Annotated in this window: 11 protein-coding genes; 3 read left to right on the top strand and 8 right to left on the bottom strand. The window is 73.7% G+C overall.

Annotation, left to right across the window (positions count from 1 at the left end; all coding sequences use genetic code 11):
• Window positions 1-159: 159 nt before the first annotated feature.
• The 6 genes from ACLB9X_RS02035 to ACLB9X_RS02010 form a co-directional block, all read right to left on the bottom strand.
• Window positions 160-1,617, bottom strand: a complete 1,458-nt coding sequence (locus tag ACLB9X_RS02035) for a hypothetical protein (RefSeq protein ID WP_410358424.1) — start codon at window positions 1,615-1,617, stop codon at window positions 160-162.
• 172 nt (window positions 1,618-1,789) lie between these two features.
• Complete coding sequence (locus ACLB9X_RS02030) at window positions 1,790-2,686, bottom strand: phosphatase PAP2 family protein (protein ID WP_410358423.1); 897 nt, start codon at window positions 2,684-2,686, stop codon at window positions 1,790-1,792.
• Window positions 2,687-3,000: 314 nt separating this feature from the next.
• Entirely contained in the window at window positions 3,001-3,723 is a 723-nt protein-coding gene (locus tag ACLB9X_RS02025) for a TetR/AcrR family transcriptional regulator (RefSeq protein ID WP_410358422.1), read from the bottom strand.
• 56 nt (window positions 3,724-3,779) lie between these two features.
• Window positions 3,780-5,759: a hypothetical protein gene (locus tag ACLB9X_RS02020; RefSeq protein WP_410358608.1), complete on the bottom strand. Its 1,980-nt coding sequence runs from the start codon at window positions 5,757-5,759 to the stop codon at window positions 3,780-3,782.
• A 66-nt stretch (window positions 5,760-5,825) separates the two neighbouring features.
• The gene (locus ACLB9X_RS02015; protein ID WP_410358421.1) at window positions 5,826-6,623 is read right to left on the bottom strand and encodes a tyrosine-protein phosphatase; all 798 of its coding nucleotides are present in this window, start codon (window positions 6,621-6,623) and stop codon (window positions 5,826-5,828) included.
• A gap of 26 nt (window positions 6,624-6,649) precedes the next feature.
• Window positions 6,650-9,790 (bottom strand): alpha-N-acetylglucosaminidase, encoded by a 3,141-nt coding sequence (locus ACLB9X_RS02010; protein WP_410358420.1) that lies wholly within the window; start codon window positions 9,788-9,790, stop codon window positions 6,650-6,652.
• Window positions 9,791-9,892: 102 nt separating this feature from the next.
• On the opposite strand from ACLB9X_RS02010, the gene ACLB9X_RS02005 reads away from it, so the two are divergent.
• A complete protein-coding gene (locus tag ACLB9X_RS02005; protein WP_410358419.1) occupies window positions 9,893-10,414 on the top strand; it encodes a hypothetical protein in 522 nt (173 codons plus the stop codon).
• A gap of 177 nt (window positions 10,415-10,591) precedes the next feature.
• Here the strand turns inward: ACLB9X_RS02005 and ACLB9X_RS02000 are convergent, their stop codons facing one another.
• Window positions 10,592-12,181, bottom strand: a complete 1,590-nt coding sequence (locus tag ACLB9X_RS02000) for a DUF1996 domain-containing protein (RefSeq protein WP_410358418.1) — start codon at window positions 12,179-12,181, stop codon at window positions 10,592-10,594.
• 206 nt (window positions 12,182-12,387) lie between these two features.
• Window positions 12,388-13,395, bottom strand: coding sequence for an NAD-dependent epimerase/dehydratase family protein (locus tag ACLB9X_RS01995; protein WP_410358417.1), 1,008 nt, complete (start codon window positions 13,393-13,395; stop codon window positions 12,388-12,390).
• 126 nt (window positions 13,396-13,521) lie between these two features.
• On the opposite strand from ACLB9X_RS01995, the gene ACLB9X_RS01990 reads away from it, so the two are divergent.
• Window positions 13,522-14,136 (top strand): hypothetical protein, encoded by a 615-nt coding sequence (locus ACLB9X_RS01990; RefSeq protein ID WP_410358416.1) that lies wholly within the window; start codon window positions 13,522-13,524, stop codon window positions 14,134-14,136.
• Between the two features lie 45 nt (window positions 14,137-14,181).
• Window positions 14,182-15,606 carry a PepSY-associated TM helix domain-containing protein gene (locus ACLB9X_RS01985; RefSeq protein ID WP_410358415.1) on the top strand — a complete coding sequence of 475 codons (1,425 nt, stop codon included), beginning with the start codon at window positions 14,182-14,184 and terminating at the stop codon, window positions 15,604-15,606.
• Window positions 15,607-15,624 lie beyond the last annotated feature (18 nt).

The following is a 15,624-nucleotide window of genomic DNA, read 5'->3' as shown; positions in this document are numbered from 1 at the left end:
GGACGTCGGCCGGCCGGCCCGGCGGCCCGGAGGCGCCGGCGGCCGGCAGGGGATGCCGATCGATTCGGCGGCCGGGCGGCTGCCACGAGGGGGCCGGCCGGCACGGAGAGGGGCCCGCGCGCAGGCGCGCGGGCCCCGACTCGTCGACGCGGTTACCCGTTACTGCACCGCGGACGGGCGGCGGTGGCGGCCGGTGCCGGCGACCAGGGCGGCGCCCATCGCGACGGCGATGCCGGCGCCGCCGAGGGCCCACGAGGTGGCCGCGTCGGTGCCGGTCTCGGCGAGCTGCGCGCCGCTGCCGCCCCCGTCGACGACCGTCCCGGTGCCGCCCTGCGGGGCCGGCTCGTTGGTGTCGTCGTCCTCGCCGCCGCCCGGCTGGGTGCCGGCCGCGACGATCTTGGTGCGGTACGTGTGGGGCTCGGACGACATCCACTCGCCGGACTCGGACTCCGGGGCCCAGCCGAAGGTCGAGAGGCTGACCGGCCCCGCCGCGGTGTCCTTCGTGAAGCGCATCCGCAGCTGGATGTCGGTCTTCTCGCCGGCCTCCAGGGACACGGTGCCGATGGCACCGCCGTGCATCTCCTCGGAGCCCTCGATGTCGACCGGGTACCAGCCCTCCTGGTCGTTCTCGTCCAGGCCGTACGCCTCCAGCTGGATCTGCGTGCTCTTGAGCCAGGCGCCCTGGCCCGGACCGCGGCCGATGTTCATGGCCAGGGTGTACTCGTCGACGTCGCCGATGCCGGTGTTGTCGACGTGGAGCGTCATCTCGTGCCAGTCGCCACCGGCGGTGAAGCCGCCCGCCGGGACGCCTTCGAGGGAGACGTCGGGACCCTCGACGTACACCGGGTCCTCGTCCCCGCCGTCCCCGCCGCCGTCCTCACCGGAACCGATCGCGGTGTCGTACCACGAGGCGGCGGACAGCACCTGCCCCTCGGCGTCCCGGCCCTCGCCGAGAACGTAGATCTCGAGCGGCACCTGCGGGGCGTCGGCGGCGAAGCTGACGCGCACGTCGGTGCGGAACACCTGCTCCGCCTCGACGGTCCGGGAACCGAGCTCGAACTCGAAGACGCCGGGGCCCCGGTCGAGACGCAGTGCGACGGGCTTCCAGGTCCCGTCGGCGCCGCGGACCTCGGCCGTGATCTGGGACGCCTTCAGCTTGCCCTGGGCGTCGGAGATGCCGACGGCGGGCACGTAGTCGGTGACCCGGCCGAGGCCCGTGTTGCCGACGGCGACGGTGAAGTCACCGGGGGCGCCTCCGGGCTCGAAGGAGTCCGGGATGCCCGACGCGTAGATCGCCGGGCCCTCGCGGAAGTCCTTCGTGCTGCTCGGCGGGGCCTGCTCGGCCGGCTTCTCCACGGCGGGCTTCCCGGGGGCCGGAGCCGGCGCCGGGGCCGCCGGGTCCTCCTCGGCCGGAGGCTGCGTCACCGGGGCCTCGTCCTCGGGAGCCTCCGTCACGGGAGCCTCGGGCTCCTTCGTGACCGGGGCCGAGTCGTCCTTCGGAGCGGTGTCCGGGACCGTGACGGCCGGGTTGTCCTGGGCCATCGCGGGCGTCGCTGTGAGAACGGTCGGCCCCACGACCGCGGCGGCCGCGACGACGGCCATACGCCTGAGCTTCACGTGCTGTCCCTCCCTGTTTCCGGACGCACGGCGTCCGGCCCTCCCCAAACCCACCACTGGGTTCTGCGCATGCTCGGGACCCACCACGGGTTCTGAGCACGCTCAGGGTAAAAGCCGGGTAAGGCAGGCAGGCCGGAGGGACGGTGTTGCGCTCGGGGGAGGGACGCGGGCGTCAGGCCCGCAGGCGGCCCAGGCGGGCGGAGACGGGGGTGCGGGGCCTGTTGAGGTCAGCCGGGACGAGCCGCGGCAGACCCTGCGGCAGTGCCCGGTACCAGGCGTACGACACCCCGTAGCCGAACGCCAGGCAGATCATGCCGCCCACCGCGTCCAGCCAGAAGTGGTTCGCCGTGGCCACGATGACGACCAGCGTCAGGGTCGGGTACAGCGCGCCGAGGATCCTCGCCCACGGGGCCGTCGCCAGCGCGCAGATGACCAGGCCGCACCACAGCGACCAGCCGATGTGCATCGAGGGCATGGCCGCGTACTGGTTCGACATGTTCTTGAAGTTGCCCGACGCCATCGAGCCCCAGGTCTGGTGGACCAGGACGGTGTCGATGAAGTGCTGCCCGTTCATCAAGCGCGGCGGCGCGAGCGGATACAGGTAGTAACCGACCAGCGCCACACCGGTGGTGGAGAACAGGACGAGCCGGGCGGCGGCGTAACGGCCGGGGTGTCCGCGGTACAGCCACACCAGCACACCGATGGTGACCACGAAGTGCAGTGTCGCGTAGTAGTAATTCATGGACACGATCAGCCATGTCACCGAGTTCACGGCGTGGTTGACCGACTGCTCCACTGCTATGCCGAGGGTCCTCTCGGCCTCCCAGATCCAGTCCGCGTTGCGCAGGGCCTGGGTGCGCTGCTCGGGTACGGCGTTGCGGATGAGCGAGTACGTCCAGTAACTCACCGCGATCAGCAGGATTTCGAACCAGATGCGGGGGCGGCGCGGCGACCGGGGAGCGCGCCGGACTTGTGTGGTATGGGTCGATTCGGCCGTGGCCTCGTCGTCCGCTATGGGTGACGGGGTCGCCGTCCGGCTGTCCAGAGTCTTCACGGTCGCTTCACCCATGGGACGAGAGTCTGCCAGATAAACGGCCCACACTGATCATCCCTCGGACGGGTTCGCGTCACACGGGGTACACCTTGTGGATGAGCGGCCCGTCAGGGTGACGCAGGAGCGCCCCGGGGTGCGCGCCTCAGGCGCCCGGCAGGTGCTACCCGGTGATCACGGAGTCATGATGCCGGCCGACCCCGGTCGCACATGGCCCCAGTCCGCCCCCAGGGAGGCCGGGGGCAACCGTCAACGGGCACGGCCCCGGTCGGACACGGCCCGGGTCCGCCCCCAGGGAGGCCGGCGGCAACCGTCAGCGGACGCCGCTGCGGTCAGCGGGAGCGCTGGGCGGGGACCTGCGCCGGCGCGGGCGCGAGTGACAGCAGGCGGGCGACGAGGTCGCCGAACGGGCCGTCGGCCGGCTCGTCCGCCAGCATGTCCGTCAGGACCCGCGCCATCTCCTCGTCGTACGCCGCGCTCACCGCGGCCAGCGCCGCGAAGTCGTGCACGAGCTGGAGCTCGAGCTCGGCGCGCGGGATGCTGCGGCCGTCCAGCCACAGCAGCGCGGTCGACTCGGCGAGCGAGACCCAGGAGCGGACGACGAGTTCCAGCCGCGGCGACGGCGTCTCGATCCCCAGGTGCGCGAGGATCTGGTCGAACGCGGCCTGCCGCACCTCGTCGATCATCGCGTTGGTCGTGGACGAGCCGACGGCGGGGCCGCCGCGCATCAACGCCGAGAAGCCCGGGCCGTGTTGGTCGACGAAGTCGAAGAAGCGGCCCATCACCCGCAGCAGCCGCGCCCCGAGCGGTCCCTCGTGCGGCTCCTCGAACCGCCGGGCCAGCTCGTCGGCCGCCCGGCGCAACGCCGCCTCGTACAGGCTCTGTTTGCCGGGGAAGTAGTGATAGACGAGCGGCCGGGAGATGCCCGCGGCCGCCGCGATCTCGTCGATGGAGACGTCGTCGGGCGAGCGGTGGCTGAACAGCTCCAGCGCCACACCGATCAGCTGCTGCCTGCGCTCCTCGACGCCCATCCTGCGCCGCACTCCGGTCGTCATGCCGACACCCTACATACGGGGCCCGGGCGCGAGCCTGTCGTGGCCCCCGTGCCCGTTCAGTGCAGGGCGCTGACCAGGGTGCCGTCCGTGAGCCGGCCGTTCAGCTCCGCCCGTGTGCCCTCGCGCGCCCGTACCGCCAGCAGAGGGCCGTCGCTCTCGCCCGCCGCCCCGCCCGAGACGGTCAGCGAGGCGTACTGGCCGCTGCCGGCCGCCAGTACGTACCACTGGCCCGCCTGCGACTGCCACAGCACGCCCGCCAGCGCCCGCGGCTCGCGCACTCCGCACGCCGGCGCGTCCTCCGCCCGCGCCACCACCGTGCCCGGCGCCGCGGGACGGTCGGCCGGGGGGTGGAACTGGGCCATCACCCGGCCGCCGCCGCCCCGCCAGGTCTCGGCCCGGGTGCACAGCCAGGTGGCCGTGCCGTTGGCCTCCGGCAGTCTCTGGTGGGCGTACTCCCAGGCGTTGACGCTGCGCACGCCGTGCGAGCGCACCCCGGCCAGCGAACAGGCCGTACGCGCCCAGGACGACCGGGCTGCCCGTCCGGTGGCGTCCTTGGGGGCGGCGGGCGGGCCGAAGGTGAGCCGCGCGGGCGTCAGTTCGCCGAGGTCGGTCAGCACGCGGGCCCCGCCGCCCGCCTCGACCGCCTCCAGCGCGTGCCACGCATGGCAGGCACGGACCTGCGCGGGGCTGGGGAGCGGTGCGGTGAGCCCGTGGGTGTCCCGCGGGAGCGGTCGCGGCCGGGCCGTCGGCGCGAGCAGGTCCCGTACGGACACGTCCCGCACCCACGGTGCCGTCAGGTAACGGACGTCGGCGCCCGCGCGGACCACGACGAGCGCCGCGGCCGATGCGGCGTCCGCGCCGTCCGTCCGCGCGAAGTCCAGCGCCGCGCCCGGGGAGCCGTCGCGCGGCTCGGCGTAACGCGCCACCCGCAGGCCGTCGTGGAGCAGCACCACCCGCGCCGCGCCGGCCTCGCCCGCGAACAGCAGGTGCGACGGTCCCATCGGCGGGCCGGACGGCGTGCCCGGCGTCGCCGACACCTGGACCGTGGCACCCGGCCGCGCCCACACCGCGAGCGCCCGCCGCAGCAGACCGCGGTCGTCCACGAGCCGGCCGCGCGCGGGCCACACCGAGAAGTCCCGCCGCGTGGAGTGCCGCCAGGCGCCGGGCACGACCCGTGTCAGCCTGTCCGGGTCGAGCGCGGCCTCGGCCGCCGGATTGCGGGCGTAGAGCGGGGCCGCCGCGCTCTCCGCCCGCCACCCGCCGTCCGGCAGCCCCAGCAGCGCCGCGCACACCGCGAGGGCCGCCACGGCCACCAGGCCGGCCGTGGCGTGCCGGCGACGGCGCATCAGATCCGTGGGCCGCACCTGAAGGGAGCACGGGTCGAACTCGGGCGAGCCGAGCAGGGCCGCCGCCTTCTTCCCGCCCGGCACCGCGTCCGCCTCCGCGAGCGCCGCCCCCGGGGCCGCCGCGCCCGCGGCGGCGAGGACGTCACGCACCTGCGGGTCCGGGAGCCGTTCGAGGCCGCGCAGCACGTAGGCCGCCCGGGCGGGGCCGCTGAGCGCGGACAGCCGCTGGTCCAGGGCGAGTTCGTCCGCGCCGCCGGAGCGGGGGAAGACCCGCAGGCCCCAGATGTGCGGCAGCAGCGGCGGCAACTGGGCGCGCCGCGGCCGGGCCAGGCGCCGCAACGGCAGCCCGGCCTCCAGCGCCTGGCGCAGCACCCGGTCCCGTACGAACGCGTAGCCGGGATCCGGGCTTCCTTCCGGCCGCCGGGCGCGCGGTAGGGCGGCACCGCCGGGGACCGTGCCCCGGCCGCGCGGCAGTGACCGCTGCGCGATGGCGTGCGCCGTCAGCACGCGGCGGTTACGGCCGAGCGTCGGCGGCAGGACGAGGTAGGCGATCCGCACGAGCCGCGGATAGTGCTCGACGAGCGCGGCCTCCGCCTCCTCGACACCGACCTGGCTCCCGAGGGGGACCGGCGGCGGGAGAACAGGGGTGTCTGCTGCGGTGACGGCATCCTGAGGTCGCACATTCAGCAGAACGAGCGAATCGTCCTATGGTCACCAAGCCCGCCCCGACGTGCCGCCACGCCCACGGCCCGCGCCTCAGCGGGACGTGAGGTGTGCGCGGAGGCGGGTCAGCGTCGACGGGGTCACACCCAGCCCCTCCGTCACGTACGCCTCCATCGAGCCGTACCGCGCGTCGACCTCGTCCAGGGCCGCCGCCAGGTACTCCGGAGCCACGCCGATGATGCCCAGCGCCGTCTCCGGGCGGCCGCCCTGCAGGGTGAAGCCCTCCACCAGCGGCGCGAACGCCTCCCGCACCGCCGCGTTGACCGACAGGTACTCCGCCCGCACCGCCTCCGGCGACGCGCCCAGTACGCCGAGCACGATCGTCGCCGCCCAGCCCGTGCGGTCCTTGCCCGCCGTACAGTGGAACAGCAGCGGCGTGGCGCCCGGCTCGGCCAGCTCGTTGAGGAACGCCGCGTAGGACGCCCGCGCCGAGTCCGTCGTCACGAACGCCCGGTAGATCGACTCGAACATCTCCCGGCCCCGGTCGCCGCCGAGCTCCTGCTCGGCGGCGGCCGGGTCGGCCAGCAGCTGCCGCAGCCGCGCCGCCGCCGGCATCCGGCCGGCGGCGACCTGGTCCGCGAGCACGTCGGCGAGCAGGAGCCGCCCGCCCGGCGGCACCCGGTCCGGGCGGGCGTCGCGCTCGGCCGCCGTACGGAAGTCGACCACCGTACGCACACCGAGCGCGGCGACCACCGGATCCGCGGCCAGGTCGAGCCGGTGCAGCTGACCGGAGCGCAGTAGCACCCCGCTGCGCACCGTGCCGCCGCCCGCCAGCGGGATGCCGCCGAGATCACGGAGATTGGCCACGGTGGTGGACGGGATCGCGTTCATGGAGCGGAATGTATGCGCCCCGGATGTCAGCCGGCGGACGCGACACCTCCCGGCAGCGCCCCACTGAACCGCACCGACCACCCGCTGAACCGCACCGTCCCGCGCGCCCCGCTGCCGCCGTTCACCGCGCTCATGAAGAACCCGGCGTCCTGCCGCGCCGCCGCGCCCGGCACCGTCACCGTGGCGACGGTCCGCCACGTCGTCCCGCCGTCGGTGGAACACGCGCCGGTGAACGACGCCCCCGCGTTCCGCGTCAGCCGCAGCAGCACCGGAGCCCGGACCCCGGTGATACGCCGGTAGGTGTCGAGCGTGCCGTCGCCGTTCGTGTCGTACGACAGCACGACGCCCTGCCCCGGCGTCACGGCCAGGTTCACGAAGCCCGCGTCGCCCGGGCTCCCGAGCGCGTTGCGCACGACGATGCCCGCCCGCGCCCAACTGCCCGTCACCTCCTGCGCGTCCACCCGCAGCAGCACGCTGACGCCCTCGCCCATCGCGCCCTCGCGGTACGCGGTGCCGAACTGCGTCGTGCCCCGCCACAGGTCGTTGCCCGCCCCGTTGACGGCCAGCCGGTCGCCGAGCTGCCCGAACACCGCCGCGTTGGACGTGAAGGTGCGCCACTCGGGGTCCAGCGGCGCCGCCAGGTGCACACTGCTGCGCTGGGTGACCGCCACCCGCTCCTCGTCGGCCGGCCCGTACCGCGTCGTCAGCGCGTACGGCATCGGCACCAGCGGCTCCGTCAGCGGCTCGTCCGGCGCCGTCACCCGCCAGGCCACCTCGCCGCTGCCGCCCGCGGCCACGCTCTCCAGATGCGCGGCGCCCTGCGGTTCGGCATCAAGGCCGGTCAGCTCCAGGTCCACCCGGCCCGTCGCCCGCAGCCCGCTGAGGTTGCGGAACGAGGCCGTCACCGTGCCCGTACTGCCCGGGCTGAACGCCGACGGCTCGACCCGCACGGTGACGAACCCCTGGTACGGCGCGGCGGCCAGGGTGTCGTACACCCGCTGGGCCGTGCGGTACGCGTCGCCCGTCGGCCGCACCGGGTACGCCCGCCGGTCCATGGTCCACGCCTCCTCGGCCGGGTACCAGTCGAACGACCGCGGCGCCCTGCCCTCGGCCATCGCGTCGGCCTGCTCGGTCAGGTACTCCTCCCACTGGGGCACGTGGACGTCGGCCATCAGCCCCTGCCAGTCCCGGTTGGCGTAGTTGCTGAGCTGGTTCGCGGCCGACCGGCCCGCCCAGGTGGTGATCAGCGCCCGGGCCGTGCGCTCCAGCTCCACCGCCTCCTCGGGGCTGGTGGCGAGCCGCTTGGCGTCCTCCAGCCACGGCCCCAGCAGGAAGGCGCGGTGGCAGCCCGCCATCGTGTCGCTCAGCCGCATCAGCTTCACCCACAGCGCGGCGATCGCGCGGAAGGTCTCGACGTCCTTGTTGAGGTACGCGGTGCGCAGTGGCAGTTGGAGGGTGCGCGAGCGGTTGGCCAGCGCCTGCCGCGCCAGGTCGGTCACATCGTGGCGGTAGGCGTCCGAGTCCCGCAGCGGCGGCCGTACGTCCAGCAGCGCGGCGAAGGCCCGGTCGAAGCTCGCCGGGTCGAAGGCCGTCCCGATCGAGTAGGTGAGGCCCGGGCGGCGGCAGAACAGCGAGTCGTACGGCCGGCCGTCGGTGCTGGTGAGCTTGTACGCGGTCGCGGCCAGCGCGGCGAACGCGGACCGCGCCGAGCGGTCGGCACGGCCGTAACGGATGTGCGCGTACTCGGCGAACCACGCGTCCCGGTCGATCGTCTCCTCGCGCCAGGCCAGTTCGCTGAACAGCTCCAGCGCCGCAGGGTCCCGCTCCGCCGCCTCCGGCATGTACGCGGTGCCCACCAGCGCGCTGCCGGGCTTGTCGCGCCAGGCCGTGAACTTCTCCGTCCACCGGTCCGTGTTCGCGCCGATCGTCGTACGGCCGCCGAAGTTGGGGATCGTGCCGAAGGCGTACGGCGCGCCGCGCCACTGCGTCTCCCGGTCCGTGACCGTGTCCAGGTCGGACAGGCCGTCGACGATGAGCACCCGGTCGGTGTCGATGGCGTCCAGCAGCGCCGGTCGCGGATTGGCCTGCCAGCCGAGGATCACCCACGTCGCGTCCGGCCGGGCCGTGTGCAGCGCGCTCTCCACGGCGCGAGCGGCGTCCGGGACCGGCACGTCGCCCGCCGTGCCGCCCTCGTGCAGCAGGTCCATCTTGAAGTAGGAGACGTCGCCGAACAGTTCGGCCTGGTGCCGGTAGAAGGCCGCGGCGACGTCGGCGAAGGCCCGCGTGCGCGGGTCGAGCCAGTCGGGGCGGCGCAGGCCGTTCCAGGTGCCCTGCGGGATCACGCGCGCGTCGCTGCCCGGATTGCGGCCCGGGAAGCCGTCCGGGACGGTGCCGAAGTAGCCGGGCAGCACCGGGCGCATGCCCAGCTCCCGCATCCGGTCGGCGATCCTGCGGCCCAGCTCGGTGCGGCGCTCGATGAGGGCGGTGGACATCGGGCCGCCGTACTCGCTCATGTTCTGCAGCAGCCACCACGGCTGGTGCGAGGGCGCGGGCAGCCAGGTGCGCGCCTCGGTGTCCGAGTAGCCGAAGTCCATCAGCAGCCGGTGGTAGACCGCCTCCTGGCCCGGCGTCACCAGCACCTCGTTGCAGCCGTGCAGGGCCAGCACGTCCAGCAGCCGCTCCCAGCGCGGCCAGTCGGCGTAGGGGGCGGTGTAGCCGTCGTGGGTGTCGTTGTACGCGAACCGGTGCGGGACGGTCGCCGCGCGTTCCAGCGGCGCGTGCGGCGCGGGCAGCCGGCGGGGCAGGTCGAGCTGGGAGCCGGACCACGAGATGTGCACCCGGCAGACGTACTTGAGGTACCAGTGGACGCCGGTCAGCAGCACGGCCGCGCTCGTACCGGCCACCTCGACGCGTCCCGTCGAACCGGTGACGCGGAACCGCTCCGCGCCGCCCAGCACCCGCAGCCGGAACTGATCCGCGTGCTCGGGCAGCAGCCGCCGCAGCGCCGCGAGCGCGGCGCCGGCGGCCTCCTCGGGCTGCGCCGCACGGGCGGCGGGGACCGCAGCGGGTCCCGAAGACGCGACGGCCGGGGTGTGCGCGGCGAGTACCGCGCCTGCCCCGACCGCTCCTGCCGTGCCCAGCAGCGTACGTCTCGACAGCTCGTTCATCAGCGCTCCTCCGTGTTGCTCAAGCGACAACAGGTGCGTGCGCAGCGCACGTTACCCGCGGTTCCGTCGCGCGAAGAGGGGGCGGGAGTGCACCATGGCCGGATGCGGACGAGCAAGAACACCAGTACGCGGCGGGCGGCCCGGACAGGACTGGCAGTTGTGGTCCTCGCCCTGGCCGCCGCCTGCTCATCGACAGGCGGCGACGACGGGCGTGTCGGGGCCGGCGGGGACGCGAAGGAGCCCCCGACGGCGACCGGCAGCCTGGAGGAGATCGCGCGCCGGGCCGACTGCGAACCGACCATCCGGACGGACGCGGCCGAGCTGCGGCAGGCCAACTGCGTGACGCCGGACGGCAGGTACATCCTCGCCACCTTCGCCACCGACCGCGGCCAGCGGGAATGGATCAACGAGGCCAACGACTACGGCGGCACCTACCTGGTCGGGCGCAAGTGGGTCGCGGTCGGCGACGAGAAGGTGGTGACGGCGCTGCGCGGCCGGCTCGGCGGCACGGTGGAGACGGGCGCCGAGCACGGCTCGCACTCCGGCGGCGGAGGCGGCGAGGGCGACGGCGAAGGCCACGAAGGCCACGAGGACAAGGAGCACGAGGGGCACGACGGGGGCTGAGGCCCACGACCCACGGTTCGTCACCGGGGGCCGGTCGGGGACACCCCGGCCGGCCCGGGAAGGCCGCGCACGACCCAGACCTGCACGACCAGCCGCGCACGACCACGTCCGCAGACACGGCGAGGCCGGTTCCGCCCGGAGCACTCCAGGCGGAACCGGCCTCGTCCGTTCAGCGGGTCACTGGCACCTGCGCCCGCCGTTGATGCAGTTCACCACCTCGTCCATGAGGTCCTCGTCGAAGACGTTGATGAAGTCGCCGTGGTCGGTGACCGGCTTGTGCAGCTGCTCCGGGAAGGAGTCGACGGCGAACACCGAGGCGTTCTCCCCGTCGAACACCGGCGGCGGCACGTCGTAGACGATGCGCTGCACCAGCTGCGGAATGGCCTGGAAGCCGTTCGGGCAGTTCCCGTTCTGGTCGGCGAAGGCCACATGGGTGCGGTGGTTGGCGCTGTCGATGTTCTGGCCGTCCCAGCAGCTTTGGAACTTGAACGTACGCACCACCTGGCTGCCCTCGGGGCAGATGGGGTACTTGTCCTTCAGCTGGCGGTCCTCGAATCCGGTGCAGCTCCACGAGGCGTTGGCGTTGGCGTCGCCGTTGACGAACGCCTTTGCGTCACCGGTGATGATGCGCAGGAACCGCGGCATCGCCGTCACCTTGCTCACCGGACTGCCGACGAAGGTCATCGTGACCTGTGACGGTGTCTGGATCTCACCGACGTTCTGGTCGTTGCCGCCGCCGTCCGCATTGGCGTCGTTCTCCCGCTGCCCGTTCTGCAGGCGCAGCACCGGCCAGAAGTACGTCGACCTGTCGCCCTGGTTGCGGCACGTGGTGTTACCCGCGGCCAGGTCGTCGTCGCTGGCGAAGGCGTCGTTGGCCTGGTTGCCGACGTAGTCGTGCATGTGGTGCGCGCCGTTGCTCACGCCGGGGGCCACGATGACGTTGTCCGGGTTGAACTTGCCGTTCGCGTTCACACCGCAGTCCGTGGTAAACGTGCCGCGGGAGGAGCCCCGGCGGTTGCGTGGCTGCTGGACGTTGGGCTGGACGTCCTGGATGTCGACGAAGTCGCCGACCTCGGGACCGTTGCCGGCCTGGCCGCCGATGCCGCCCTGGTTGCCGTTGCCGTCGTTGCCGTCGTTGTTCTGGCCGTCGTCGTTGTTCTGGCCGTCGTCGTTGTTCTGGCCGTCTCCATTCTGACCGCCGTCCTGGTCCTGGCCGTCACCGTTCTGGTTGTCGCCGTTCTGGTCCCCGTCGTTGTTCTGACCGCCGTCGTTGTCGTCGACGTCGTCGCGCAGCGTGCACGGGGCCATCTGCTCGAGCCCCTGCGGGCGCTCGGCCGAGCGGTCGATCAGCGCCACGATCCGCTGGATGATCACGAGGCGTTCGTTGCGCAGCGGGGCCAGGATCTGGTTCTCGGCGAAGGTCCGGTCCTCCTGCACCCGCTCCCGGTTGTCGGCGAACCGCTGGTACGCCGTGGTGACCTGGGTGTCCAGCGTGGCCAGTTCACGGTCGACCGCGAAGCGCTGCTGGTCGGGCACCTCTTGGAGCGAGTTGCCGACATCGGGACAGTCGATGGTGGACACCTGCTGACCGTCCGCGGCCCGGGTGCTGTTCTGCTGTCCGTCGTTCTGCCGGCTCGGCCACCAGCCCTCGCCCGCGGAGGCATACGTATTGGCCGCGACCAGCCCGCCCCCGCCCAGGATCAATGCGGCCGAGGCGGCGATCGCCCGGTTGGCCAGCGTCGAGCGTTTTCTTGATGTGCGTCCCAATGGAACTCCTCTGCTTCGTTGCCGGGGGTGTGTGGGTTAAGGGGGGTCCCGGCAGAGGGGAGAAGCGCGTCGATTCATACGGGAGTGGCGCACGGGGTGTTCAGCGCGGCCTTCGATTCGTAGCAAGCTCCAGCGTCAAACCGGGATATCTGCCTCAACGGCAACTCGCCGACCGAGGACATGATGCGCAAGCGGGTACGAACCCCCTACGCCTCCGGTCGCCCCGCCAGCAGCGCCGCCTCCAGCTCGGGCGGCAGGCCGACCGGCGGCCGGTCCGGCCGCAGCGGCGCCGACCCGCCGAGCGTCAGCAGCCACGACCACGTGTCCCGCACCGTCTCCCGCACCGGCCGGCACCGCAGGCCGGCCGCCAGCGCCCGGGACACCCCGGCGCCGTGCAACGCACCGTGCATCTCGGGGAGTTCCGCCGCCGGGACCCAGACGGGGAGCTGGGACCACGGCTCGGCGCCCGCCGACAGCACGGCATCCGCCGGCGTCCACCGCAGCCGTGCCGACGACCCGGTCGCGGCCACGCACTCCTCCAGCAACTCGCCGATCGTCGTGTGTCCCGGCTCGCTCACCAGGTTGTACGGGCCCGCCAGATCCGCCGCCGCCGCGTCCAGGGTCCACCCGGCCAGGTCGCGGACGTCGACGTACTGCAGCGGTGTCTCCCGCGGGCCCGGCGCGAGGACGTCACCGCCGCGCGCGATCCGCGCCAGCCACCACGGCAGACGGCCCACGTTCTCCCACGGGCCGAGGATCAGCCCCGCGCGCGCCAGCAGCGACCGGGACGCGCCGACAGCGTCGAGCACGGCCAGCTCGCCGCCCCGCTTCGCCTCCGCGTACGGCACGTCGCCCGCGTCCGGCGACCCGTCGACCAGCGGCGCGCTCTCGTCGTAGCCGGCCGGCGGCGGCCACGCGTACACCGAGCAGCTCGACACGTAGACGTAACGGCCCACCCGGCCCGCCAGCAGCCGGGCCGCGTCCCGCACGGCCGACGGCGCGGCCGACCAGGTGTCGACCACGACGTCGAACTCGCCGTCGTGCAGGGCGGCGAGCCCGCCTGGTGCCAGACGGTCGCCGATCAGGTCGGACACGCCGTCCGGCGCCGGGTGCCGCCCGCGGTGGAACACCGTGACCTGCCACCCGCGTGCGAGCGCGTCCACCACGACGGCGCGTCCCACGAATTCCGTCCCGCCCAGAACCAGAAGTCTCATGGTCACGACTGTGCCCCGGCCGCAGCCGCCGCGCCGACGATTCCGCTGCCGGAAGAACCTGGGGAACGGTCCGTACCGGCGGTCACTCTCCCGGTCCGGGCGCGGGGATGGCAGCATGTGCCGACGATGACGGATGCCCGGTCGCCGATGCGCGCCTTGCGGGCCGCACTTTTCGCGGCGGTGGCCGTCACGCTCGCAGCAACAGGGCATTTGTCCCAGTCTGCACATGACATCCCCCCTTCGGGACTGCTCGCCGCGCTCGGCGTGACCGCCGCCGCCGGCTGGCTCGCGGCCGGCCGCCGCCGGGGCGCGTGCTCCATCGGGGCCGGACTGCTCGCCGTGCAGGGCGCACTGCACCTGCTGTTCTCCTGCACGGGACACACGGCACCCCACCACCACGCGCAGCACGAGCACCACGCCACCGCGCAGACCGCCGCCGAGGGCCTCGGCACCGGCATGCTCGCCGTCCACCTCCTCGCCGCCGTCGGCTGCGCCCTGTGGCTGGCGCACGGCGAGGCGGCGTTCTTCCGGCTCGCGCACGCCGCACTGTCCTTCGCGTTCACCCCGCTGCGGCCGCTGCTCCGCGCCGTACCGCTGCCCGAGCCGCAGGCCGCGCCGCGGTCTTCCGCCGACGCGGCCGACGAGCGCCGCCACGGTGTCGTCCTCGCGCACACCGTGGTCCGCCGCGGCCCGCCCGCGTACCCCGTTCTCCGCGCCACGGCCCCTGGAGCCGCTGTCTGACCCGGGGGCCGATCCCCCACGTCAGCACCGACCCTTGGGACCCTCATGTCCATCGACGCCCCCAGCAAGGGCACCACGTCCGAATCCGGCGCGAGCACCGCTCCCGAAGCACGCGGCGCGCTGCGTCCCCTGCTGCTCCGCCTCCACTTCTACGCCGGGCTGCTGACAGCCCCGCTCCTCCTCGTCGCCGCGGTCAGCGGCCTGCTGTACTCGCTGTCCTTCCAGGCGGAGAAGGTCGTCTACCGCCACGAACTGCGCGTCCCCGTCGGCGAGCGGTCCGTCCCGCTGTCGGAACAGGTCGACGCCGCCCGCGCCGCCCACCCCGAGGGCACGGTGACCGCGGTGTGGCCCTCGTACGAGGACGGCGCGACCACCCGCGTCCTGATGACCTCCCCCGAGGTGGCGGAGGGCAAGTCCCTCGCCGTCTTCGTCGACCCCTACACCGCGGACGTCCGCGGTGAGCTCCCCTCGTACGGCAGCTCCGGCGCGCTCCCGCTGCGGGCGTGGCTCTCCGAGTTCCACGCCGATCTGCACCTGGGCGAACTCGGCCGGCACTACAGCGAGCTGGCCGCCAGCTGGCTGTGGGTCGTCGCGCTGGGCGGGCTCGTGCTGTGGTTCGGACGCCGACGCCGTATCAAGCGCGACCTCGTCCTGCCCGAGCGCGGCGCGCAGGGCCGCCGCAGGACCCTGTCCCGGCACGGCTCCGTCGGCCTGTGGGCCGTCACCGGCCTCGTCCTGCTGTCGGCCACGGGGCTGACCTGGTCCCGCTACGCGGGCGAGAACATCGACGCGGTGCAGTCCCGACTCGGCGGGTCCACCCCCGTCGTATCGGCCGCACTCGCGCCGGGCGGCGGCGGCAGCGACGGCGGTCACGAAGGTCACGAGGGCCACGGCGGCGGCAGCGACGGCGGCCACGCGGGTGCCGACATCGGCATCGACAATGCCGTGGCGGCGGCCCGCGGCTACGGCGTCGACGGCAGGATCTCCGTGACCCTGCCGGCCGACGGAAACGGGTACGTGGTCAAGGAGACCGACACCCAGTACCCGGTCCACCTCGACTCGGTCGCCGTCGACCCGGCGGACGGCCGCGTCATCGACCAACTCCGCTTCGACGACTACCCGTTGCTCGCCAAGCTGACCCGGTTCGGCATCGACGGCCACATGGGCGTGCTGTTCGGCCCGGCCAACCAGCTCGCGCTCGCCGCGCTGATGGTCGCGCTGATCCTGCTGATCGTGTGGGGCTACCGGATGTGGTGGCAGCGCAGGCCCACGAAGGAGCGCACCCTTTCGGTGGGCCGCCCCATGCCGCGCGGCGCCTGGCGCAAGGCGCCGCCGACGGTGCTGCTGCCGCTGGCCGCCGGGACGGCGCTCGTGGGCTGGTTCGTGCCGATGCTCGGCATCAGCCTGCTGGTGTTCCTCGCGATCGACGTCGCGCTCGGCGCGGTGGCGAGGGTCCGGTCCCGGGCCTGACCGGGACCGGACCCGTGC

This window comes from Streptomyces sp. 5K101 (genome assembly GCF_046506645.1).
Taxonomy (GTDB): Bacteria; Actinomycetota; Actinomycetes; order Streptomycetales; family Streptomycetaceae; genus Streptomyces.
The sequence above is the reverse complement of the archived record's forward strand: the minus strand, read 5'-3'. Positions and strand labels throughout refer to the sequence as shown.

Bases quoted from the DNA above. Each gene is read 5' to 3' on its own strand.
- ACLB9X_RS01990 (WP_410358416.1), top strand. From the start codon at position 13,522: ATGACGGATGCCCGGTCGCCGATGCGCGCCTTGCGGGCCGCACTTTTC.
- ACLB9X_RS01985 (WP_410358415.1), top strand. From the start codon at position 14,182: ATGTCCATCGACGCCCCCAGCAAGGGCACCACGTCCGAATCCGGCGCG.
- ACLB9X_RS02015 (WP_410358421.1), bottom strand. From the start codon at position 6,623: ATGAACGCGATCCCGTCCACCACCGTGGCCAATCTCCGTGATCTCGGC.
- ACLB9X_RS02030 (WP_410358423.1), bottom strand. From the start codon at position 2,686: ATGGGTGAAGCGACCGTGAAGACTCTGGACAGCCGGACGGCGACCCCG.
- ACLB9X_RS02010 (WP_410358420.1), bottom strand. From the start codon at position 9,790: ATGAACGAGCTGTCGAGACGTACGCTGCTGGGCACGGCAGGAGCGGTC.
- ACLB9X_RS02025 (WP_410358422.1), bottom strand. From the start codon at position 3,723: ATGACGACCGGAGTGCGGCGCAGGATGGGCGTCGAGGAGCGCAGGCAG.
- ACLB9X_RS01995 (WP_410358417.1), bottom strand. From the start codon at position 13,395: ATGAGACTTCTGGTTCTGGGCGGGACGGAATTCGTGGGACGCGCCGTC.
- ACLB9X_RS02005 (WP_410358419.1), top strand. From the start codon at position 9,893: ATGCGGACGAGCAAGAACACCAGTACGCGGCGGGCGGCCCGGACAGGA.